This window comes from Clostridium grantii DSM 8605, from assembly GCF_900129965.1.
Lineage (GTDB): Bacteria > Bacillota > Clostridia > Clostridiales > Clostridiaceae > Clostridium_AF > Clostridium_AF grantii.
The window spans coordinates 1-21,528 of the sequence record NZ_FQXM01000026.1; the positions used below are offsets into that span (position 1 = coordinate 1).

General features: G+C 27.7%; 20 protein-coding genes and 2 pseudogenes. 6 read left to right on the plus strand and 16 right to left on the minus strand.

The annotated features are described in order from the left end of the window. Positions 1–232: pseudogene (locus BUB83_RS17065) on the minus strand (IS110 family transposase); the annotation flags it as partial. 520 nt (positions 233–752) lie between these two features. Between BUB83_RS17065 and BUB83_RS23005 the strand changes: the two are divergent. Continuing rightward, a pseudogene (locus tag BUB83_RS23005) lies at positions 753–2,049 on the plus strand (IS110 family RNA-guided transposase). A 253-nt stretch (positions 2,050–2,302) separates the two neighbouring features. On the opposite strand, the gene BUB83_RS17075 reads toward BUB83_RS23005, so the two are convergent. Beyond that, positions 2,303–2,701 carry a hypothetical protein gene (locus BUB83_RS17075; RefSeq protein WP_073340018.1) on the minus strand — a complete coding sequence of 133 codons (399 nt, stop codon included), beginning with the start codon at positions 2,699–2,701 and terminating at the stop codon, positions 2,303–2,305. A 192-nt stretch (positions 2,702–2,893) separates the two neighbouring features. Between BUB83_RS17075 and BUB83_RS17080 the strand changes: the two genes are divergently transcribed. Continuing rightward, complete coding sequence (locus BUB83_RS17080) at positions 2,894–3,742, plus strand: hypothetical protein (protein WP_073340019.1); 849 nt, start codon at positions 2,894–2,896, stop codon at positions 3,740–3,742. Between the two features lie 45 nt (positions 3,743–3,787). On the opposite strand, the gene BUB83_RS17085 is transcribed toward BUB83_RS17080, so the two are convergent. From BUB83_RS17085 to BUB83_RS22330, 5 genes are all read right to left on the minus strand, one after another. Next, positions 3,788–4,129, minus strand: coding sequence for a DUF4870 domain-containing protein (locus tag BUB83_RS17085; RefSeq protein ID WP_073340021.1), 342 nt, complete (start codon positions 4,127–4,129; stop codon positions 3,788–3,790). A gap of 54 nt (positions 4,130–4,183) precedes the next feature. After that, a complete protein-coding gene (locus BUB83_RS17090; RefSeq protein WP_073340022.1) occupies positions 4,184–5,974 on the minus strand; it encodes an ABC transporter ATP-binding protein in 1,791 nt (596 codons plus the stop codon). Further along, on the minus strand, positions 5,974–7,749 hold the full coding sequence (locus BUB83_RS17095) for an ABC transporter ATP-binding protein (RefSeq protein WP_200801496.1): 1,776 nt from the start codon (positions 7,747–7,749) through the stop codon (positions 5,974–5,976). The genes BUB83_RS17090 and BUB83_RS17095 overlap by 1 nt, the downstream gene beginning before the upstream one ends. Before the next feature lie 436 nt (positions 7,750–8,185). Next, on the minus strand, positions 8,186–8,656 hold the full coding sequence (locus tag BUB83_RS17100) for a hypothetical protein (protein ID WP_073340024.1): 471 nt from the start codon (positions 8,654–8,656) through the stop codon (positions 8,186–8,188). A 50-nt stretch (positions 8,657–8,706) separates the two neighbouring features. Then, entirely contained in the window at positions 8,707–8,937 is a 231-nt protein-coding gene (locus tag BUB83_RS22330; RefSeq protein ID WP_073340025.1) for a hypothetical protein, read from the minus strand. A 198-nt stretch (positions 8,938–9,135) separates the two neighbouring features. On the opposite strand from BUB83_RS22330, the gene BUB83_RS17110 reads away from it, so the two are divergent. Then, entirely contained in the window at positions 9,136–10,023 is an 888-nt protein-coding gene (locus BUB83_RS17110; RefSeq protein ID WP_073340027.1) for a CsxC family protein, read from the plus strand. Positions 10,024–10,145: 122 nt separating this feature from the next. Then, entirely contained in the window at positions 10,146–10,892 is a 747-nt protein-coding gene (locus BUB83_RS17115; protein ID WP_073340028.1) for a DUF7852 domain-containing protein, read from the plus strand. A gap of 82 nt (positions 10,893–10,974) precedes the next feature. Here the strand turns inward: BUB83_RS17115 and BUB83_RS17120 are convergent, their stop codons facing one another. Further along, positions 10,975–12,105, minus strand: a complete 1,131-nt coding sequence (locus tag BUB83_RS17120) for a GerMN domain-containing protein (RefSeq protein ID WP_073340030.1) — start codon at positions 12,103–12,105, stop codon at positions 10,975–10,977. Positions 12,106–12,179: 74 nt separating this feature from the next. Then, a complete protein-coding gene (locus BUB83_RS17125) occupies positions 12,180–13,079 on the minus strand; it encodes a sensor domain-containing diguanylate cyclase (RefSeq protein ID WP_084133648.1) in 900 nt (299 codons plus the stop codon). A gap of 175 nt (positions 13,080–13,254) precedes the next feature. Between BUB83_RS17125 and BUB83_RS17130 the strand changes: the two genes are divergently transcribed. Next, positions 13,255–13,524 carry a hypothetical protein gene (locus tag BUB83_RS17130; protein WP_073340031.1) on the plus strand — a complete coding sequence of 90 codons (270 nt, stop codon included), beginning with the start codon at positions 13,255–13,257 and terminating at the stop codon, positions 13,522–13,524. Positions 13,525–13,591: 67 nt separating this feature from the next. Here BUB83_RS17130 and BUB83_RS17135 read toward each other — a convergent pair whose 3' ends face one another. From BUB83_RS17135 to BUB83_RS17145, 3 genes are all read right to left on the minus strand, one after another. Further along, positions 13,592–14,221, minus strand: a complete 630-nt coding sequence (locus tag BUB83_RS17135) for a hypothetical protein (RefSeq protein ID WP_073340033.1) — start codon at positions 14,219–14,221, stop codon at positions 13,592–13,594. A gap of 219 nt (positions 14,222–14,440) precedes the next feature. After that, the gene (locus BUB83_RS17140) at positions 14,441–14,854 is read right to left on the minus strand and encodes a hypothetical protein (RefSeq protein WP_073340034.1); all 414 of its coding nucleotides are present in this window, start codon (positions 14,852–14,854) and stop codon (positions 14,441–14,443) included. A gap of 78 nt (positions 14,855–14,932) precedes the next feature. Continuing rightward, positions 14,933–15,739, minus strand: coding sequence for an NADase-type glycan-binding domain-containing protein (locus BUB83_RS17145; protein WP_207649347.1), 807 nt, complete (start codon positions 15,737–15,739; stop codon positions 14,933–14,935). Positions 15,740–15,942: 203 nt separating this feature from the next. Here BUB83_RS17145 and BUB83_RS17150 point away from each other — a divergent pair, with 203 nt between their 5' ends. Further along, on the plus strand, positions 15,943–17,553 hold the full coding sequence (locus tag BUB83_RS17150) for a MutS-related protein (RefSeq protein ID WP_084133649.1): 1,611 nt from the start codon (positions 15,943–15,945) through the stop codon (positions 17,551–17,553). A gap of 25 nt (positions 17,554–17,578) precedes the next feature. On the opposite strand, the gene BUB83_RS17155 is transcribed toward BUB83_RS17150, so the two are convergent. The 4 genes from BUB83_RS17155 to BUB83_RS17170 form a co-directional block, all read right to left on the minus strand. Further along, on the minus strand, positions 17,579–18,628 hold the full coding sequence (locus BUB83_RS17155) for a DHHW family protein (protein WP_143160583.1): 1,050 nt from the start codon (positions 18,626–18,628) through the stop codon (positions 17,579–17,581). 105 nt (positions 18,629–18,733) lie between these two features. Then, entirely contained in the window at positions 18,734–20,140 is a 1,407-nt protein-coding gene (locus BUB83_RS17160) for an MBOAT family O-acyltransferase (protein ID WP_073340038.1), read from the minus strand. A gap of 21 nt (positions 20,141–20,161) precedes the next feature. Continuing rightward, a complete protein-coding gene (locus BUB83_RS17165) occupies positions 20,162–20,635 on the minus strand; it encodes a DUF4358 domain-containing protein (RefSeq protein ID WP_073340040.1) in 474 nt (157 codons plus the stop codon). 21 nt (positions 20,636–20,656) lie between these two features. Beyond that, the gene (locus BUB83_RS17170; RefSeq protein ID WP_073340042.1) at positions 20,657–21,493 is read right to left on the minus strand and encodes a GDSL-type esterase/lipase family protein; all 837 of its coding nucleotides are present in this window, start codon (positions 21,491–21,493) and stop codon (positions 20,657–20,659) included. Positions 21,494–21,528 lie beyond the last annotated feature (35 nt).

Below are 21,528 nucleotides of genomic sequence, written 5' to 3' on the forward strand. Positions count from 1 at the left end.
GTTCTAAGCCAACAATTATAGTCTTCTTTTGATTTTCCTTAGCTACTGATTTAGCCCATTCTTCAAACATTTTAAATCCATGTGAAGTATTTTCAAAGGGTTGTACTTTACTAAATTCTATACCCCTGTAATCAAATGCTCTCGCATATTGAATTTCCTTTGCGATATCAATTCCTATAACTAAAGTTTTTTCTGTAATTGACAAAATCTTTTCATTTTGTGTATAATTCATATTGAGTACCTCCACTGATAATTTTTAATTAGGGATAAACGTTCGAACGTCTTATACCCCGTATTTTATCAGCAGGTGCTCTTTTTTTCAAATTTCATTTTACTTCATAACAGGAATGCTCCTCGTATAATGTAGTTGTAAGCATTGATAATAAATCAGTCAAAATAACTACGAATATTTCTCCTAATATCTAATCTAATGTTCACAACCCATAACTTAATTTTAATTATTCTTTTCTTAACTCTGATTATTGTCAACTAGTATTAAAGGATACTGGAAACCAGTTATTCCACAGTGGTATAATATCTCCTGAATAGAGAAGATAGATGTTTTCCTCCTGAGAGGTAAGTGATTACCTATACTCGTAAAAAAGCGTATCATTCCATCAGTGAGTTTTCTGTGTTTTAGCTGGTTGGGTTTCCTTATTAGGAACTACCCGTGTCACAAACGAGGTTGCAGCCTCATTGATAGAAGTGGAATCTCTACTCTATCTCACTTTCTTATAAAGGAGATGTTTATTATGCCAAAATATTTAAATAACCTTGTTGTAGGCATTGATGTTGCTTCTGAATTTTCTTTTGTAGCTATTCTTTGTCCAGATGGTAGTCAGTATAGAAAACCTTTCAAAGTTTTCCACACAGTTGAGGGCTTCAACTACTTAATTGAGCAAACAAAAAAAGCAGAAGAAGAGTTTGCCATGAAGTCTACCTTCTTCATGGAGTCCACTGGCGTGTACCATCTAACTCTTTTCCACTTTCTCAAGGATAACAAGTTTGAGACCTTCGTTATTAATCCTCTTGTAACTAATTCTAACAAAAACAAGAGCATTAGGAAAGTGAAAAATGATAAAAATGATGCATTATCTATCGCCAAATTAGGAAAATATGAAGATATCAAAGTTTCATCTGATTCAGATATCAATATTTTTACAGTAAAATTGCTAATCCGTGATTACTACAAACTTATTGATACTAGATCACAATTTAAAAAGAAACTTAGTAATTCACTTTATATGGCTTTCAGTGGTTATCAAAAGGTTTTTTTGTGATACCTGTGGATATGTCTCAATTAATATACTTAAAAAATATCCTTCTCCACAGACAGTTCTTTCAGCTCCAAAGCAAGATATTATAGATATTCTGCTAGGTTCAAAGAAAGGTCTTAAATGGGCTGAAAAAAAGTACTCTAAACTTATTAAGTGTGCTGAAGATGCTACTTTCATTAGCCTACCATCATCAAGGTTATCAATATCCATAACTACTTCTATATCTCTATATGAAGCCATTGATACTGAAGCAGCTACTCTTTTAAGCGAAATTAAATCTTTCATAAATAGTGATGAAATATCTCCATATTTTTATAAAAACGTATCCCTCTTAATGTCTATTCCAGGCATCGGATATATTACAGCTATTACAATATTAGCTGAGATTGGTGGTATTGATAAATTTATCACTCCAAAACAACTTGTAGCTTTCTTTGGCGTAGACCCTGCTGTTAATGAATCTGGTAATTTTAAAGGTGATAAAGTTAAAATGTCTAAACGTGGCACAAGACTCGGCAGAAGAGCGCTATATGCAGCTGCTTTAGCTTCCATTAGGTCTAAACGTAATGCCGAAGCCACAAATGAAGTTTTACTTAAATATTATAAAGAAAACCTCAAAGGTAAAAAAGCCAAAGTTGCTTTAGTTGCAGTTATGCACAAGCTTATTAAGTACTTATTTGCTGTTTTAAGAAATCAACAAGAATACCAGCTTAGAGATCCTAAATTGCACCAGAAAATGTTCTTAGAAAACAACTCTAGGCAAGTAGCTTAATTAACTATACATCACCCTTTTTTTCCCATTGTTCGTGTTTTAAAATGGTCTTTTTGTTGTACTCAAAATTAATTCTAATAAATTTAAAAATAATTGTTGACTTTAATTAGCTGGTCTTAAATTTATTTTATCTTCCAAAATCTTTTTGGAATTAATTATACCATAATTTTAAGTTTATATCTCACTTGCTTTAGGTGGAATCAAATTTTATCCTCACTTTCCAACTAAAATTTCTCGGTTAGTAAATATCCTCTTATCTTAAATTGTATTCAAAACTTATAGCTATTTTTTCTATTAAACTCCTATAAATAGTTTTTTCTTGAATAATACCTTTACCAGATAATTTTCTACACAATTCAAAAATATCTTTAGATATAATTTCTATATCTTTTGCTTTTATTTCACAACATTTAATTTCATCTTTGAAGGCTATATCTTCAGTAATTTCATTAGTGTTATTTTCAATATCAGTATATTTTATTGTTTTTTTTATCATTCCAGAAATAGCAATTCTATCATCCTTTATCTTAGTTACTTCAATAGGCCCTTTAAAAGTATGTTTTACCGACATAATAGTTTGTGCTGGGGGTTCTAGATATAATATATGATTTATAACAATATCAGAACATTTTAACTCTTTTTCCTTAAACATAACTACGCTTCTTTCAAAATTAATATAACTCTTACCATATTATATTCTACACTTTCAAATATGGTAATGTTACTTTGTATTCCAGTTGATAATTGACAAATCTTTCGGATTGTATTACACTTAAATTATACTCATTACAACATGTTTACATGTTATATTATGTATATAAATATACTATTGAGGTGATATAATTTGAGTAGCGTCGTAACTACCTATAGATTAAAACAAGAAACAAAAGATAAAATCAAAATTCAATTGAGCTCTTTAGGGCTAACGCAAGAAGAATATTTCAATAAAGTAGTAAGCATAATGGAGTTAGAAAATGTTAAGCAAAACAATATATTTGCAGTAAATTCCACCGAATTGCAAGAGATAACTTCAAGATTATATAACTTATTTATTGGTTTATGTGACCAGGGAAATAGTTTTTTAAGCAATAAAGATTCAGAAATCCAAGAACTAAATAATAGATATAAAGATATGCTCTTAACTAAGGAAAATGTAATATCATCCTTAAAAAAAGAAGTTAAAGACGCTTCTCTTAGTTTAAATTCTTTGCAAAAAGAGGTAGACAAAAATAAGAAGGATTTATTTAAAGTAAAAGATGATAATAAAAATATTCTACATCAATTAGAAATGAGTTTAAAAGATAAAACTAGTTTATTAGAAGAATACAAGCAAAAAAATCAAGATTTATTAAATATGATGGAAGGCTATAAAGATTATAAAAAGAAATCTGAAGAACTTAAATCAAATACAAATTCTTTAATAAATACTATAAAGGCGAACAATCACACTATTGAAAATTTAAATAAATCCACGAATGAGTTAAAAGATAAATATAAAAACGATTTATCCATATTAAAAGACAAATTCACTCTAGAAAAAGATAAAGCTATTGTAGAATTAGAAAAAACTCACCAAAAGCATTTAGAGATAGTTCATCATAAACATAATGAAGAAATACAAGGGTATCAAGAAAAGTATAAAAAGCTACTTGAACAACTAGATAAAGAATCAAATACTAATTTAAAAGAGTAGATAAATTTGTATAACAAATTTATCTACTCTTTTTTAACATACAAACTACAATTTATCGGCCCAAGCCCCTGTAATAGGATATGCATAAACTTGCCCATCCCAAGTTTTAATGATAGCTATAATAGTAAAAACAATTTGCATTATTCCTAAGATAGGTAACATCAAAAATCCAATTAAGAGAATACATAATATTCCCGATATAGCGTAGGAAATATAAAATAATCCTTGTGACACAAAAGCTTGTTTCGCATTTTCCCTTACGTAATAATTTTCTTTAGAAATCAATAAATAAATGACAAGTGGTACAATAACTCCACCACCAACAAACAAAGCAGCGTGACTAGCAATAGCTAATAACTTGCTTTCTGTAGATAAACCATTTTCCAATAATAAAACCCCCTTTTGTTAGCATGATAAAGCAATAGCCCACCATTATTCTTTTTAAGCTCCTTCTTTCAAAAACCTGTACTGCGCATGGTATAAATCATAATATAAGCCTTCAATATTCATCAACTCATCGTGGTTCCCTGTTTCTTTAATTATACCATCATCTATCACAATTATTCTATCACAATCTCTAATTGTAGAAAGTCTGTGAGCTATTACAAAAGATGTTCTTCCATGAAGAAGTTTTTCGATTCCCTTTTGTACTGCACGTTCAGTGGTTGTATCAATATTTGAAGTAGCTTCATCAAGAATAAGTATTCTTGGATTAGCAAGTAATGCCCTAGCAAAAGAAATCAATTGTCTTTCCCCTACTGAAAGTCTTGAACCTCTTTCATTTACTTCTGTAGAATAGCCTTGTTTAAGTTTTGAAATAAATTGGTGCGCATTTACCGCTTTAGCCGCTTCAATAACATCCTCATCTGTTGCCTCTAATTTTCCATATCTTATATTCTCCATTATAGTGGTAGAAAATAAAAATGTATCTTGTAGCATAATCCCCATTTGAGATCTAAGAGATTCAAGATTCACAGATTTAACATCAATGTCATCTATAAGAACTTTTCCTTTTGAAGCATCGTAAAATCTACTAATTAAATTAACAATCGTTGTTTTTCCAGCTCCTGTAGGCCCTACTAAAGCAATTGTTTCACCTGGTTTTACCGTTAAATTGATTTCATTTAAAACTATATCATCATTTTCGTACCCAAAGGTAACATTTTTTAATTCTACCTTTCCATTAATTTTAGGCATCTTTCTGGCATCTTTTATATTTATGATATCTGGTTCAATATCCATAATTTCAAATATTCTTTCCGCTGCAGAAAAGTTTGTGATTAAAGTGTTATAGAATTGAGTTATATTAATAATGGGTCTCCAAAACATTCCCACATACCAAATAAAAGCTACCAGTGTTCCTACTGTTAATGTTCCTTCCCCTTTTATAAGTCTTACACCATACCAATAAACTACTATTGAACCAACTCCCCAAGATAATTCCACCATAGGCCAAAACAAGTCATTCAATCTAATGGCTGACATAAACTTATCCATCATTGAAACAACCAAAGAATCAAATTTATCTTTTTTATTCTCTTCCGTAGCAAAAGATTGAATTATTCTAACTCCAGAAAAACTTTCATGAGTAAATGCATTGAAATTAGATTTTTTTTGTCTGAATTTTTGCCATCTTCTTCTACTAAAAGTTTCTATAGTGAATATGAGTATCAATAAAAATGGCAAAAGTATAACAGACGCCAAAGCTAATCTAAAGTTCATATAAAACATTATTAATGTAACACAAATAATGTTAAGCAAATCTGGAATGAAATTTGTAATACTATTGTTAAATAGTTCTTGTAAGGAATTTACATCCCCCATAACTCTAGCTAAAATCTTTCCTACTGGTCTGTTATCGAAGAAAGAAAAAGTTAGCTTTTGAATGTGTCCGTATAAATCTTGTCTAATATTCACTAGCACAGCATTGGTTACAGAAGCCATCATTTTCATTCTTACAATTGAAACTATCATAGCCACAAAATTATAACCAACCATTATACAAGCTAATATTACTAGTCCTCGCAAATCTCCATTGGCAATATAATTATCCATACTTATTTGAAGTAAATATGGATTAATAACCCCACAAATCATGACGAAAATCAACATCAACATAACAACTAGTACTTTTAATTTATATGGTTTTAAGTATGAAAAAAGTCTATTTATAATTTCCATTCTTTTATGATTAATTATTGTTTCATCTTTATTAACTGAATTTCGAGCCATTATATCACCTCTCTATCATCTTCATTAAAATCTTTAAATTGTTCTAAATAAACTTCATAATACAATCCTTTTAATTGAAGTAATTCTTCATGTGTACCTTTTTCAACAATTTCACCATCTTCAAGGAATAGAATTTTATCTGCATTTTTTACTGCTGATATTCTATGAGCAATGATAAAAGTTGTAGGCTTTTCTTCTCTTGTATTTAAATTTCTAAGCAAATTATACTCTGTTTCCATATCCAAAGCCGATGTAGCATCATCAAGTATTAGAATACTAGCTTGCCTTATTAAAGCTCTAGCAATAGAAATCCTTTGTTTTTGTCCACCTGATAAACCAATACCTCTCTCCCCTACTACAGTTTGGAATCCATCAGGTAATTCTTCAATAAAGTTTAAAGCACAAGCACATTCACAAGCCTTCTTTATATCTTCTAAAGTTCCATCATACTTACCCATTTTAATATTTTCTTCAACCGTATCTGAAAAAAGAAAAGTATCCTGTGAAACAACCGCCATTTTACTTCTAATGCTATTTAGTTTTATATTCTTAATATTATGTCCATCTACTGAAATATCCCCTTTAGATACATCATAGTATCTTCCTATAAGATTTATAAGAGAGGTTTTTCCACTTCCTGTTGTACCCATTAACGCAATGGTTTCGCCCGCTTTAACTTCTAAATTAATATTCTTTAAAATATTTTCTTCTCCATAACTAAAATCAACATTATTAAATTTAATTTCACCTTTTATTTCATTTAACTGAATTGAATCTTCATTATCTTTTATTGCAGGGACAATATCCATGATAGCAAAAATTTTCTTTGCTGAGGCTTTATTTTGAGCCAACATATTTGTAAGCCAACCAAGCATTCTCATCGGCCAAACTAGCATACCACTATACATTATAAAAGCAACCAAGGTTCCTAGTGACATATCTTCTTTTACAACTAAGTATCCCCCTAAGCATAAAATAGCAACAATAGATATATTTGTTAAAAATTCTATTAAAGGAAAATATTTAGCCACAATTGAAGCTTGCTCAATATTCAAATCATAATTGACATTATTAAGTTTCAGCAATTTTGATATTTCGTATTTTTCTCTTGCAAAAGCTTTAACCAACCTTACCCCTGAAATATTCTCTTGAGCTGCAGTATTTATGGTTGCAGTTTGATCACTTATTTTACCATAAGTAAGCCCTATTTCTTTTTCTAACTTTAAAGCTATAAAAGCTATAGGAAGTACCACTAATGTAGTTACTAATGCTAGTTTCCAATTCAAATAGAACAGTATACTAGTAGCTATAATAAAATATGCTGCATTTTCAAGAAGTAATCTGAATCCGAAAGAAACTGTTTTCCATATATTGTCGATATCTTCTCCTATTCTTGCCATGAGCTCGCCTGTATTCATATCATCAAAATAACTATAAGGAAGACTTTGAACATGATTGTATAAATCCTTTTTTAAATCTTCACTTACTTTAGATGCCAAATCGTCTGCAACATATTCTTTTATATACCCAAAAACTGCCCTTAAAACTGTTATGCCAAGAATAGCTAGTAATAATAAAGATAATAACGAATATTCCTTTTTTTCGATGACCCTGTCCACAATGATTTTAGAAATGTAAGGATTAAACATATCTGCAATCATTGCAATAAGCATAGTAAGAGCCGGAATAATCACTCTCAATTTGTACTTCATAACGTACTTTAATAATCTTTTCAAGCTAACACCTCTTTCAATTGATAAAATAATAAAAACCATGGAATTTCTCCCATGGTTTACTTGCTAATAATAACAGAACATAATCTAATTTCTTTGTCATTATAAATAAAGCCATGGGTATAATAGCCCATGGCAGATAAACGTGAAATATAAAATAAAATCTATAAATATTCCTCACACTGCAAGGTAGGGCTGTAATATTCAATTATAGCTATCAATCTAACATCAAAAATTATAAAATTAGTATTAAACATATTAAAGTTTTTCATAATCCTACCTCCTTTTTTAGATTTTATTTACATTTATTATAGTAACTCTGTTTACTCAATTTGTCAACAATAAATATAGAAGTTTTTAACTTTAAAAGGAATCCATAAAAATATAGCAAAATAAAATCAAGTTTTTAAGTTTATAAAACCTAAAAACTTGATTTTAAATATACCTTTTTAATCATTGTAAGCCTTATATTAAATTCCTAACAATATTGTGCAATAATCCTCACTTTAAATTTACGTTCAGCACAAATATTTTTATCCTCAAATGCAAAACAGAACTCTTTACAAACATCTACACAAGAACATCTAGGGCCTATAACTTTGAATTTTTTTACTCTAAAACCAAGGATTTTATTGTCCATAGTTAAAATAACTACTCCTAGATTTACATAATTTCCCCCACATAAATCTTTTAATTTTAATTTAAGTCTTAAAAGTCTACCTTGACACTCCAAAGTAATTTGCTTATTTACGTCTTTTATAATCTCACAATGCTCAAATTTATCACAGAACTCACCTTCACAACATTCATCTCTATCTACTTTTAAATCTTTTTCAAAAGCTTGCTCCGAATTTTTATCTTCTTTAAAATCTTCTTTAGATAAATTGTCAACTTCAATTTCTGAATCGAATTCACTATTTACATCAATGATTTCATAATCTTCGTTCATTTCCATCTCTCCATTTTTTTATATTTTGTGTATTAACTGCTAGAATTGTTCTATATATAGTATTCACATCTACCTCTGTATGTTAAAAAATATTTATATAAGAACAAAACAAATAAGACCAGTAGTACAGAATCTAAAAATTCATTAAGTCTTTTATTACAAAGATCGGTTCTCGGCTTGTGCATCCTGATTTTAAACTCTTCTTCTTTTAATGTTTCACAAGAATTAAACTTAACGAATCTCTCAAATTCTTCGCATGAACAATTTACTTTCTTGCTCATATAAACTCTCCCTTTTAACGTTTGTTACTATATACTATGCATTTTTTCAATAGTGGGTAACAAAATTAATGGTAGTTATGTATTTCTTTTATAGATTCAGTTCACTTAGTACCTTTATTACTTGTTTTGCATATTATATTATTGAAATACAATAAATTTCAACCTATCTATATTAGGTTGACATATAGGAGGATATAAATGATTAAAGACGATACAAATCAAAACACAACTGAAAATTTAGATGAAGGTTTATGTACTAGTAGAATACTAGATTCTAGAACTATGCCTTGCTGTTGCAATAAATCTATGCCCCCTTTTGCAATGACTTGTGCTCCCTTTGTAGCAAAAATTCCTGTGGTTAAAAAAATATGCTCAGTGAATATTAATGTTAAATCAATTATAAAATTAGAAAGATTTGCTTCAGATATCAAAGATATTGATAAAGAAGTTTGCATAACACAAGCAACATTATGTCCAATTCATTCACCTTACACACACAGAAGATATGGATGGGTTAAATATCAATTATTCTTAGCTGGATATGTTAAGAAGAATATTCGATATTGCAAACCTACCTGTGAACCAGTTGGAAGATGCGGTTGTGTTAGTGGTCAGGTATTATGCACAACTTGCAAAATTCCTTTTGAGTGTTCAACAACTGTAAAATTGCCTAGGAGCAAAGTATGTGGAAAAAATGAAAGCTACCAGAAAAAATTTGAAACTCTAGGAGAAGATAAACTTTGTAGAGATCCATACGCTTTTCATTTGACAAATTACGAGAATTTTGAAGAATTACCTTATTGTGAGCTAGTTCAAGCTGTTATAAATGAATGTGATTTCGTAAAAAACCCTATGGATGATGGAACTTTTAAGAAGTTAGAAGAAAAAATGGTGGTAAGTGTCACTTTAAGAATTTTACAAAATGAAGAAATGTTTGTAGCACCAGGATTTCAACCCCCTTATGGTGGAAAAAATTCTGAATTAGAAGGTTCTGAAGAAAAGAAAGCACCTAAAGAACACGGCTTTGAGAGGGTTAATGACCCCTCATATTTAGATGAGGATGAGGATGAAGATGAAGATGAATAACTAGGCTTCCTTCTCTCATAAAATCATAAAATAGGCAACTTACGGGTTGCTTATTTTTATAGTTACATATCACATTTATTTGCATAGTATAATTATAGAAGAATTTGTAAAGGAGTAATCATATGTCCACCAAGCATAAACATAGAAGAAGTCAAGGAGAGAACAATGAAAAAATATTATTTGATGTAGTAAAGGTGGAAGAAGATACTATTATCAATGAATGTGCTCCTAAAATCCAAGATTCGGATAATAAAAGTAACATTTATGATACTGATTCTTACGCTGAATTACTTGAAACTCAGATAATTCCACAATGCTTCACTGAGTCTTCAAATGTTGTTTGTAAAGATGGAGAGTTTCTTTGCAAATTACCTGTAGTTATTGCTAAATGTGATATTTCAATAAACATTCAATCCATAGTGAAATTTTTTCAACCGATTCTTCAAGTGATTAATATTGAAAATAATGTTATCTTAAACAATTATAGCTACGAGCGAAAAAGTCACAACTTATTTTTAGATGGTTACGTGCGACAACTAATCCAGTATGCCACTGTAAATAAAATAAAAAAAGAAGTTATTAATGGTGAAATTAAATACTCTTTGATTTATCTTCCTTTCCAATGCACAAGTAATGCAAAACTTGAGAATTGTTTTGAATCCCAAGAAAAAAGCCAGGGGGTTTATTGCCAATTAATTTCAAGTAAGGTATTAGAAACTGCTATACAAGAAGATAAAATTGAAATCCAAAATTTTATCGTGGAAGAAAATACATTTGATAAAATGAATGAAAAAATTTATGTTTCCCTTCAAATCAATTTAATTCAAGATAAATTTATTTTAATAAACAAAAACCAGCACTCGACATGATTGCTAGTTTTTGTTTTACTATTCTAATTCTAACATTTTAAATTCCCTTAATAATCTTATCTCACAGGTTTTAATCACCTTATTAGAAATTCTTTATTTCAGCTATATCACTATAATCTACGTATAGAACTTGGCCTTTATCTAACTCTATATGACCAGATGAATAACTTTCACCATCAATAGTTAGCAGAATTTTATCAACGTTAAAGTAGTCTCCTAATGTATTAGTTAGAGCCTGCAAAATAAGACTTTCAGGCTCCGCGCCAGCATTCATTTCCTCAATAAATTTATGGTTTAGATCAATGTAAACTATATTTTGATTAGTGTCTACATATAATTTATTTATTTTCGTATTGGTACTCATTAATACTACTCCATTATCAGGTAGGTAGTCTTTATAGTTTTCTAATATTTTATCATCAATAGTATCATTTGTGTCAAAATAAACTGGAATTGTTTTATATTTAATCACAAATTTAGTTTCCTCTGAAATTGGATAATAAAATTTCATAGTTTGAAGCTGCGATTTTTCCTCTATTTTAGCCAGTGATGTAGATATCTCTGAACCATTTGATATAAATATTGATTTTACAAAACCTATATTTTTAGCATAATATTCTTTAATTTGAAATTCTTCATCTTCTCTAGTCACCTCTATAGCTGAAAAACTTCCATATGGGGTAGATATTTCTTTATCGATTGCGGTTATACTTTTTTTCCCTCCATCAGAAGTTTCCCATGTTGTCCCAACGATCAAAGGTTCTTTTAATAAGATTTCTTCTTTATTTCCTTGTGATACTTCACTTATAATATTTTGTCTATAATAAAACTCTTCTTTTGAGTTTACTTGTTTGATTTCTGTATCACTTACTTCTACTACTTTTGCTACTACAGTTCCACCATTGCTTGATCTTAATTGAATCTTATTGTCTTCAATAAAATCAACATAAACTTCTTGAGATGCATACTCATTACCTATCCCTTCATAATACATTCTTTTGTTTTCTATAAAAGGATAGTAATCCTCCACTGTAAGGGTTTCTTCAATATTATTTGAGCCATCATCAGTATTATTTTTCTCATTAATGTTATCCGGCAAATCTACAGAATTACTACCTTCTTTTTCAGTGTTTTTATTAGCTAAATTAACTTTTCCACAACCAACTAATACTACTAATGCAACTACCAATATACAAATAAGATTTTTTTTCATAAATTCACCTCAATTTAATGTTTTAAGGAGTTTTGCACACCTATAAATTAATACTTGAATCGTGATACCTCTATTTATCCTATGGTAACTTTATTCTTACCATTTAATTTACTTTGAGTCATAAGCGTAACCACCCTTTTGGTTATATCTTCTATTGTATCTTTTTCCTTTATCAAAGTTGCACCAATTGAACAAGTAACACCCATATTATTTTCTTTATTTCTTAAAGATGAATTTTTAACAATAATTCTCATTCTTTCTGCTAAATCCTTTAATGTATTAATATTATTTATTGAAGGTAAAATTACAATAAATTCATCTCCACTCCATCTACCAACTAAATCATTTCCTCTTGTGGATGCTTTAATACTATTTGAAACCATTTGAAGAACCTGATCGCTAATGCACTGTTCAACATTTTCATTTAAAACCCTAAAATTGTCAATGTTCAGCAATACTACTCCAAAAGAAGTATTAAAATGTTTATACTCAGAAATTTTTGTTTTCATAGCAGTTTCTAAGTATTTTTTATTTTTTAACGATGTAAGATTATCAAACATTGCTACAGCTTTTAACTTATCTATTTCTTTAATTGAAATTTCATTGTTTATATTATCTGTAAATACCTCTGTTGCTCCAATAATTTTACCTTCAAGATATAAAGGTGTTGTGCTAACATTCACAGAAACCCTATGACCTTCTTTATGATGTAAATATATCAATCTACTCTTACGGGAACCTTCTATAATTGTTTTATGTAAAGGACACCCATTAGAACAAAGTTTATTTCCTTTGTCGTCAATATGATTTAAAATGTTATCCATACAGTATTTTCCCAATACCTCTTTGGCGGAAAATCCACTAATTCTTTCTGCACCTTTATTCCAAAATGTTATTTTTCTTTCATTATCAACGAAATATATACCTTCATTTATATTTTCTAGGTTTTCTTTATAATTACTATAATCATTCATATATATCCCTACCTCCACTATCTTAATCAAAAGTTAATTATATTTTACCACATTTTTTATATTTACATCTATGATTTACCAAGAAAATTACATTGATAACTTTGATACCTTTGAAGAATTTCATAAAAGTATACCCATAATTATTTTCAATCATATTATAATAAGGGGTGGTTTTATGTTTGATAACAAAATACTACTTTTAACTACACTTATTTATGGTATTGTAGAAACTCTTGAAAAATTCGGCTTAAAAAAACAGTTGGCACATCCAATTGCTATCCCTTTAGGCATAATAGGAAGCTTTTTTATACTTCCCTCCACTTCTTTATATGAGCATATTATTAATGGTATATATGCAGGATTAATGTCTGTTGGAACATGTGATACTTTATGTAATGTGGTTGATAGAGTTAAAGAGAAAAATATATCCAAAATGAAAAGCTAAGATCCTTTTGACCTTAGCTTTTCTTTATCACTATATTAATTATATTACCATACAATAGTTATAATTCTTATTTTAATTGGATTTTATATAAGCCATCTTCTATTTCACGGTAAGCTAAATCTTCATTAATTGATTTAAGAAATGCTTTTATCCAGCTCTCTCTTAAAATATAATAATTTTCTACATTTCCACCAACAAAATCCCAATATTGTTTATGAAGACATCTAGTTCTTTTCCATGTTAATTCTGTATTTGATGATTCAATTATTTCATTAATTCTATCACAAGGCATTCCTTCAACTACATAATCATTTATAACGTTATAAATTGATTCTAAAGAATTTTTATCTTTATCGTAAGCTTTTCCTTCTCTATTTCCTTTTAAATTCATAATTTCATTTAAATCATTTATATAATCTTTATTTACTTCTAATATTCTTGTTACTAATGTGGCATATCTATATTCAGCTCTTGAAATTTTGTCTTGCAACCATCCATGAATATTTCCAGTATCAATCATATCTTCTAAAGGCTTGTTTTCTAACGGTTCACCAAATTCATCATAAATTTCTTTTTCCCATTCATCAACCTTTAATCCTTCTTTTTTCGCCCATATCTTTATATCTTTTTCCCCTAATTCGAATAAATTAATTTTGTTGAACAACCAGTAATGTATTTGACCTAAATATAAACTCATAATATTTTCCTCCTAAATTAGATTCATACCATAAGTATGCCCTAATATTTATTTTAAATTTAATTCCCAGTGTTTTGCTGAGGATTATATAACTATAATATCATACTTTTAAGTAAAAAAGTGTTTCATATGTTACACTTCAATTTTTTTATGAACTATTTAAAAAAATCATATAAAAAACAGCAATGACAAGTTTCTCATCAATTGCTGTTTTACCTTTTATTCCACTTGAGTTGCTAGTCTTTTCATAATGTCACGCATTTTAGATTCTTTTAAATCTTCATGAGCTATAGCTATTATTAATTTAATTGCATTTTCAGATTCATCCCATTTATAAGCTTTTATATCTAGAACTGCTTCCTCTGGAAGTAAATCTTCTATTTCTGTTGATATTTCCTCTGCTAAAGAAAGATATTCTTCAAATAATTCATCTTCTGTTAAATCATCCAAATTGCATTCTTCTTCAATTATCATATTTAAAACTTTTGTGTTAATACTTAAATTGTATGCCAAAATATCATCTCTTTTTGTCCCTTTGCTCATATCTTTGATGATTTTAAATTCTGTGTTTTTTTCAATTGTATCTTTTATTTCATTACTATCAACTATATTATTTCCAAATGCTACGTACATTTCTTCATCTCCTATGTTTTATTTTATATAAAGATTATACTATTTGTGAAATTTCATTGTAAAGATATTTTTTAAATACTATTTTTGTTCATAAACTAATTGAATTTCCGATATACATGTGTCAGAATATTTACTGCCTTTATAAACATCTAAAATTGTAATTTTTACTCCTATAGCATCATAAGTTTTAGGTAGCTTCAAGTAATAACTGTTTTCAAAATCATCCGGCAATTGAACTGTAAAAGTATCTTGCCCTATCAACTCTATTTCTAAAGTTTTAGGTCTATTATTTTCAAAATACAATTTCTCAGTTTTTTTATATCCATTTTCAATTATAATTCCATTCACGTCACTTGGCCAATGAAGTTTTATTTCTATCCATTCATCTATACCATTGCCTTCTTTTCCTTCATTCCATGCTGTATCTAATCGAAAATCATTAATAAAATCCGCATCATATTCTGTTCCATCTTGAACTAAAAAGGAAGAGCAACTGTTAAAATACTCTTTATAAATAGTATATTTTTCTTTATCCTCAGGTAATAATTTTAAAACTTTTATCTCATTTTCTTTATTTTCTAAAGTTTCGTCAACTGATTCTATTTGATTTTCCTTAGAATCATCCTCAGTTTTTTTATTACTTTCACTAGTGTTTATGTTATCCCTTTGTAAATCATCTTGTAAATTAGTAAATTCTTCAGTATTTTTAGTTAAAAAACTCTTTTTAATGTCTTTATAATTTGTAAGTAAATATAAACTTAAGATAAGTAAAGGTATTATAAAAATAGCAAAAAATATGAATTTATTTCTTTTTTTATTGTTTCTATGATTAACTCTTCTTTTACTGGTTCGACTTCTTCTATTTTCGTTTCTTTTATAGTTCATAAAATCACTCCAAACAAAGTTATTTATTTTATTTTCATTCGACATATATTATTGATTTCCTCCTAAAAACATAAACTTTGTTAAAAGTATTAACTTATATGCAATTAATAATGCAATTCTTATACATATATATTTTTTTTTAGTTTTATATTATAATAAATTTGTAAGATTTTTAATAAAATTTAGAATATGAGGTAATAGTTATGAATAATGATTTATCAGCAATGTTTATTTTAGAAAAATTAACCAACCGAAAAGCTCTTGGCTATATAAAGGATAATTGGAAAAAGACAATTAAAAAGAAAACTAATTTCACTGTTTTAAAAAAGTTTTATGAATTTTCTTCAAAAACCTCCATCTCCATAGACGATTTCACTTGGACAGATTTGACCATGGATGAGATTTTTAAAAAATTAGATAGAAATATGAGTACAGCTGGAGAGTATACACTTTACTCATTATTAAGAAACCCCTCTAAAGATATAAATGTTTTAAAACAGCGTGATTCTTTAATAAAAGAATTCCAAAATAATCAAGTTTTCCGTGAAAAAATACAAATACTTCTATTTAAATTAGGCCATACAAAACATAATATCAATTCTATCTTATTCGAAAAATCAGAAACTAATAATAAACTTCAAATAATAAGTAATCTTTTAGTAGCCCCTATCATAATTAATATAGCTTTATCTATTATATTAAAATCAACAGGGTTTTTAGGTCTTATTATTCTTAATTTCTTTATTAATATGTATTTCCACCAAAAAATGGAATCTGTAATTAATGAAAGAGCTTCTGCAGCTAGTTATATTGGTATGACTGTTAATACTGCTAATAAGATTTCAAAAATTGAAAATACTACACTATTAAGTTATTCTGAAAAACTCAAATCCTTATATGCTAAATGCAAAAAAATTGGAGATAGTTCTATTTTTATTGGTAGATTAAAAGGATTTGATTCGCTTGCTGACTATATCTTTATTCTTTTCTTAATTGAGGAAAGAAATTATTTTAAAATTTTATCTCAAATCGAAAAAAATAAAAGTGAGTTAAATGAAATTTTTAATTTAGTAGGCGAATTTGATGCACTTCAATCAATTGCCTCCTATAGAGAAGAAATCAAAGAATATACAACGCCAATTTTCGTGGAAAATAAACCATTTATACATGGTGTAGATCTTAAACATCCTTTAGTTGAAAAAGCTATTCCAAATTCAATATCTTTGCAAACAGAAGGTATGTTACTAACTGGATCAAATATGTCAGGTAAATCTACATATTTAAGAACTGTAGGAATTAACGCAGTTTTTGCTCAAACCATTTACACTTGCTTGGCAAAAGAATATAAAACTTGTTTTTACAACATAGTTACCTCCATAGAACCAGAAGATAATATTGTGGAAGGCAAAAGCTATTATTTGGGAGAAGCACAGTCCATTTTAAGAATAGTGAGAGCCTGTGAAGGTGAAGTACCTGTTCTTTCAATGATAGATGAAATTTTTAGAGGAACAAATCCTATTGAAAGAATAAGTGCTGCTGAAGAAATACTTCAATATTTAAATGATTCAAAAGCCACTATTCTTGCAGCAACACATGATATTGAACTAACTGAAACTTTAAAAAATTATAAAAATTATTATTTTAGAGAACATGTTACTGAAAACAAATTAGAATTTGATTACACTTTAAAAGAAGGGGTAAGTCCTACAAGAAATGCTATAAGAATACTTAAATATTTAGGCTATCCTACACATATAACTGACAAAATAGATGAAAAAATAGATATTAAAAACCATAAGAAAAGCAGCATATAGCTGATTTTCTTATGGTTTTTTTAATTTAATCACCATTTAAAAATGTAATTTCATTGTATAAATACAATATAGAATTTATATTATTGTCTTCTATTAACTCTTTAAGATCATCATCATAATATCTTAAATCCACCATATAAATTTCACTAAAATGAGAAATCAAAAATGGTACAAAACAATTTGCATAGGAATCTTTTATTAAAAGCAATTTTCCTTTGTTATCTGATAAAGGTATCTCACTTTCAATTTTAATTAAAGGATAGTTACCTCCAAGAAAAACTGAATACTTATCTTTCTCTTTTAAATATTCAAAATGGTATAGCTGATTTTCTATTTCACTGTTTTCTTTGCAAACACTTACTTTATTATTGCCAATTGAAGTGTATATTTCAATACTATCCGGTGATACATCATTAAATCCGCCCTTTGAGTATAATGTACCATAAAAATCTGTGGTAACTTTTTTTATTTTAAATTCCTCTTTGGATTTAGCTTTAAATCCCATTTCATTTGCAAGTTCTTCATAAGCATAAAAAGCACCTTTAGTTGTCCAATGATGATCTGTTTTATAAAAAATATATTCGTTTTTTTTAGATTTTAATTTATCTAATACATCTACATAAACAACTTTTTTATTCAACAAATTTTTAATTATTTCCAAATAAGCTACCGGATTATTATCCGGAGCTTTGTAAGGAAGTTTTTCTTTCAAAATTACACCTGAATTAGGCACCAACATAAAATATTCACTAACATTATCTATTGAGGCTGCTAGAGAATTAATATTTTCAATTTTTTTATCAATTTCTGCCATATCCGGTTTTTTAAAATGTTGAATTAAATAACCAGAATCAGTGTAAAATACATCGTTATTTTCTTTTTTCCCTAATGCAAGCATCATATCCGAATGAATGTTAATCCAAAAATCACGAAACACAAATTGGTCACATATATATTTTTCATAATCCTTAGTAAAGTCCCCAGTTAAAACTTCTTTCAATGAAAATATTGGACGTTGATCCAATACCCTATTTTCAGATTTAGAAAATCTTTTATCTTCATTAAAAAAATTCATAATTATAAAACCTAGAATGAAAAACACAAATAGGAATACTAAAACTTTATAATATATTTTATTAGAATATTCCAAATAAATCTTCCTTTCAAAAGAGCTAAAACTTCAAAATTTAAAATATAAAAAAGGGTTATAACTTTCATTTACAAGTGAAGCAGTACATAGAAGTAAAGAAATAGAATAAAAAATAATTATTCCTAAATTAAAATAAAGATTTTCTTTAGCCAAAATTATTTCTTTTATTTTTTTAAATATGGGTGTAGAAGCTAATATTACAAATATAAATACTATGATATTAGTATAAAATAAATATATAGCATTATCCGAAATCAGTTTATTACCACTTAATCCGGACATGATTTTAAGATACTCAAAAGCATTTCGCAAATTTTCAAATTCGAAAAATACCCATCCAACTATCACAATAATCAAAACATATGTGTGTGTTATAAATGATGGGAGTTTTTGAAGTCTTTCTAGAAGCCAAAGTTTTTCCACAACTATAAAAATCCCAAAATATAAACCCCAAATCAAAAAATTCCAATTTGCTCCATGCCAAATACCTGTTAAAGTCCAAACTATTATTAAATTTCTACATTGCTTTTTTAGCCCATATTTATTACCACCAAGTGGAATATATACATACTCTTTAAACCAAGTTCCTAAAGACATATGCCATCTTCGCCAAAATTCTGTTACACTCTTGGATATATAAGGATAATTAAAGTTTTCCTTGAAATTAAAACCAAACATTTTCCCTAGGCCTATAGCCATATCCGAATAACCACTAAAATCAAAATAAATTTGAAAGAAAAATGCTATAATACCTAACCAACTTTCAAATATTGATATTTCGGCAATTGAAGTTGTTTTAACTGTATTCCAAAGTAATCCTATATAATTTGCTAGTAAAACTTTTTTAATTAATCCATTGATAAACCGTTCTACTCCCTGTCCAAATAAAAGCATACTTTCTTTCCTAGTGTCTATTTCATTTAAAACATCTGAATATCTTACAATAGGTCCTGCAATTAATTGTGGAAACATTGTAACATACATGGCAAAAGATATGATTTTGTTTTGAACCTCTACTTTTCCCCTATAAACGTCAACTATATAAGAAAGAATTTGAAAAGTATAAAAAGATATCCCTATTGGAAGAGGAAGTTCAAATGTACTTAAATTTAAACTAAAAATCATATTTAGATTAATAACAATAAATCCATAATATTTAAAGAAAACTAAGCTCCCTAAACATATCATTACTGCCAATGCAAATAAAATATTAAATAAAACTCTATTTTCCCTATTTTTATCAATTATTTTAGCAAAGAAAAACATTGTTATTATTGAAAATAACATTAATATTATATATACCGGCTCCCCCCACGCGTAAAATATCAAACTTGAAATTAACAAAATAAGATTTTTTAAGTATCTAGGTGAAATATAATATAGAATTAGAGTTATAGGTAAAAACATAAATAAAAATATCAGACTACTAAATACCACTTTTTTACCTCCTACATATATTTAAAAACTTTCATCAAAAGCTTTCTGCACTTTGTTCCCTTCTTTGTGGATAGAAAAAAGTATATATTGGTTTTTAGATTCAAGTACATGTTTCTCAACTAAATAATATTCTTCTGGTAAATAATCTTTAAAAATTTCGCTTTTCTTTTCTACTCGTTTAGCTATCTTTTCCTTAATACTATCAATACTAGTTTTATCTTTTACTTTTATTAAAAGTATTTCTGATGCTTCTATATTACTAGGTGGAAGATATAAAACAAAATCTTCTATATTTTCTTTTTTTATCCCATATAACTTATCTAATTTATTTTCATCACCTTTAGTTAATTCTGAAATGTCTACAACTTGAGTAATTTTTTTATTTATTCGCTCTATAGATATTTCTTTAGAAGTATTTTCAGATTTTGATGTACAAGCAGCTAAATTTGTAATTATCAATAGAATCAAAAAAACTTTTATACATAACTTACTCATATAACACCCCTTCACTGTAAATTAAATTTCACCTTTTTTACTCATTAATATAATATAATCCAACCATTTATTGTAAAAGGTTTCTTTGAAATGAATTCCATCTTTTGCATATATAGACTCATCTTCGTTTTCTAAAATTTCTCCTATATTTAAATAATTCACATTTTCACTTTTTGCAAGTTCAATAATTTGATCATTATATTCATCGATATATTCATTATTTAAAACAGCTTTTGCTTTTGTTGCTACTGGAATCACTGGTAATATGGATTGAATGTATATATTTGTGTTTGGTAATTTTTCTTTTAATTCTTTTATAAGCTTTAAATAATACCCTGCATATATTTCACTAGTGAAGGATGTATCAATATCATTTATTCCCAAATGAATATATACATTATCCGGATTTTTATTTACAATTGTATCAATTAAATTCAATGCTTCATAAACATGCATTCCTGTTTTTGTAATAATCAAGTCATCATTTAATACACCATAACAGCTTAATCCATCAGTTATTGAATCTCCTATAAAAACATCATTTTTAAAAACTTCGTTATAATCAACATTTTTTCCAATGTTCTTTTTTGTTATTTGTGAAGTATTTTCCTTTTCTTTCAATTGTACCTTGGCATACACCTGTTCAATAAATGTTTCAATATTTGTTTCTCTGCACTTTCCTATTCTTTTGAATATATCATTCTTAGTTAAATTCTCCAGGGTTTCATCTATAGAAGTTTTATCTAGATTCTTTAATTTTTGCTGCATATAAATCTGACCAAAAGAATTTAAAGTATTCATATTTATAAAACAAATCAAAATCAAACAAACAAACAAAATTTTCTTAGCTATTTTCACTTACCTCACTCTATAATTGATATTTTTCAAACTTA

What these genes read in the sequence shown, in the direction of transcription:
- BUB83_RS17075 (WP_073340018.1), bottom strand. Translation starts at nt 2,701, where the DNA reads ATGTTTAAGGAAAAAGAGTTAAAATGTTCTGATATTGTTATAAATCAT.
- BUB83_RS17090 (WP_073340022.1), bottom strand. Translation starts at nt 5,974, where the DNA reads ATGGCTCGAAATTCAGTTAATAAAGATGAAACAATAATTAATCATAAA.
- BUB83_RS17095 (WP_200801496.1), bottom strand. Translation starts at nt 7,749, where the DNA reads ATGGTTTTTATTATTTTATCAATTGAAAGAGGTGTTAGCTTGAAAAGA.
- BUB83_RS17100 (WP_073340024.1), bottom strand. Translation starts at nt 8,656, where the DNA reads ATGAACGAAGATTATGAAATCATTGATGTAAATAGTGAATTCGATTCA.
- BUB83_RS22330 (WP_073340025.1), bottom strand. Translation starts at nt 8,937, where the DNA reads ATGAGCAAGAAAGTAAATTGTTCATGCGAAGAATTTGAGAGATTCGTT.
- BUB83_RS17110 (WP_073340027.1), top strand. Translation starts at nt 9,136, where the DNA reads ATGATTAAAGACGATACAAATCAAAACACAACTGAAAATTTAGATGAA.
- BUB83_RS17115 (WP_073340028.1), top strand. Translation starts at nt 10,146, where the DNA reads ATGTCCACCAAGCATAAACATAGAAGAAGTCAAGGAGAGAACAATGAA.
- BUB83_RS17120 (WP_073340030.1), bottom strand. Translation starts at nt 12,105, where the DNA reads ATGAAAAAAAATCTTATTTGTATATTGGTAGTTGCATTAGTAGTATTA.
- BUB83_RS17125 (WP_084133648.1), bottom strand. Translation starts at nt 13,079, where the DNA reads ATGAATGATTATAGTAATTATAAAGAAAACCTAGAAAATATAAATGAA.
- BUB83_RS17130 (WP_073340031.1), top strand. Translation starts at nt 13,255, where the DNA reads ATGTTTGATAACAAAATACTACTTTTAACTACACTTATTTATGGTATT.
- BUB83_RS17135 (WP_073340033.1), bottom strand. Translation starts at nt 14,221, where the DNA reads ATGAGTTTATATTTAGGTCAAATACATTACTGGTTGTTCAACAAAATT.
- BUB83_RS17140 (WP_073340034.1), bottom strand. Translation starts at nt 14,854, where the DNA reads ATGTACGTAGCATTTGGAAATAATATAGTTGATAGTAATGAAATAAAA.
- BUB83_RS17145 (WP_207649347.1), bottom strand. Translation starts at nt 15,739, where the DNA reads ATGAACTATAAAAGAAACGAAAATAGAAGAAGTCGAACCAGTAAAAGA.
- BUB83_RS17150 (WP_084133649.1), top strand. Translation starts at nt 15,943, where the DNA reads ATGAATAATGATTTATCAGCAATGTTTATTTTAGAAAAATTAACCAAC.
- BUB83_RS17155 (WP_143160583.1), bottom strand. Translation starts at nt 18,628, where the DNA reads ATGAATTTTTTTAATGAAGATAAAAGATTTTCTAAATCTGAAAATAGG.
- BUB83_RS17165 (WP_073340040.1), bottom strand. Translation starts at nt 20,635, where the DNA reads ATGAGTAAGTTATGTATAAAAGTTTTTTTGATTCTATTGATAATTACA.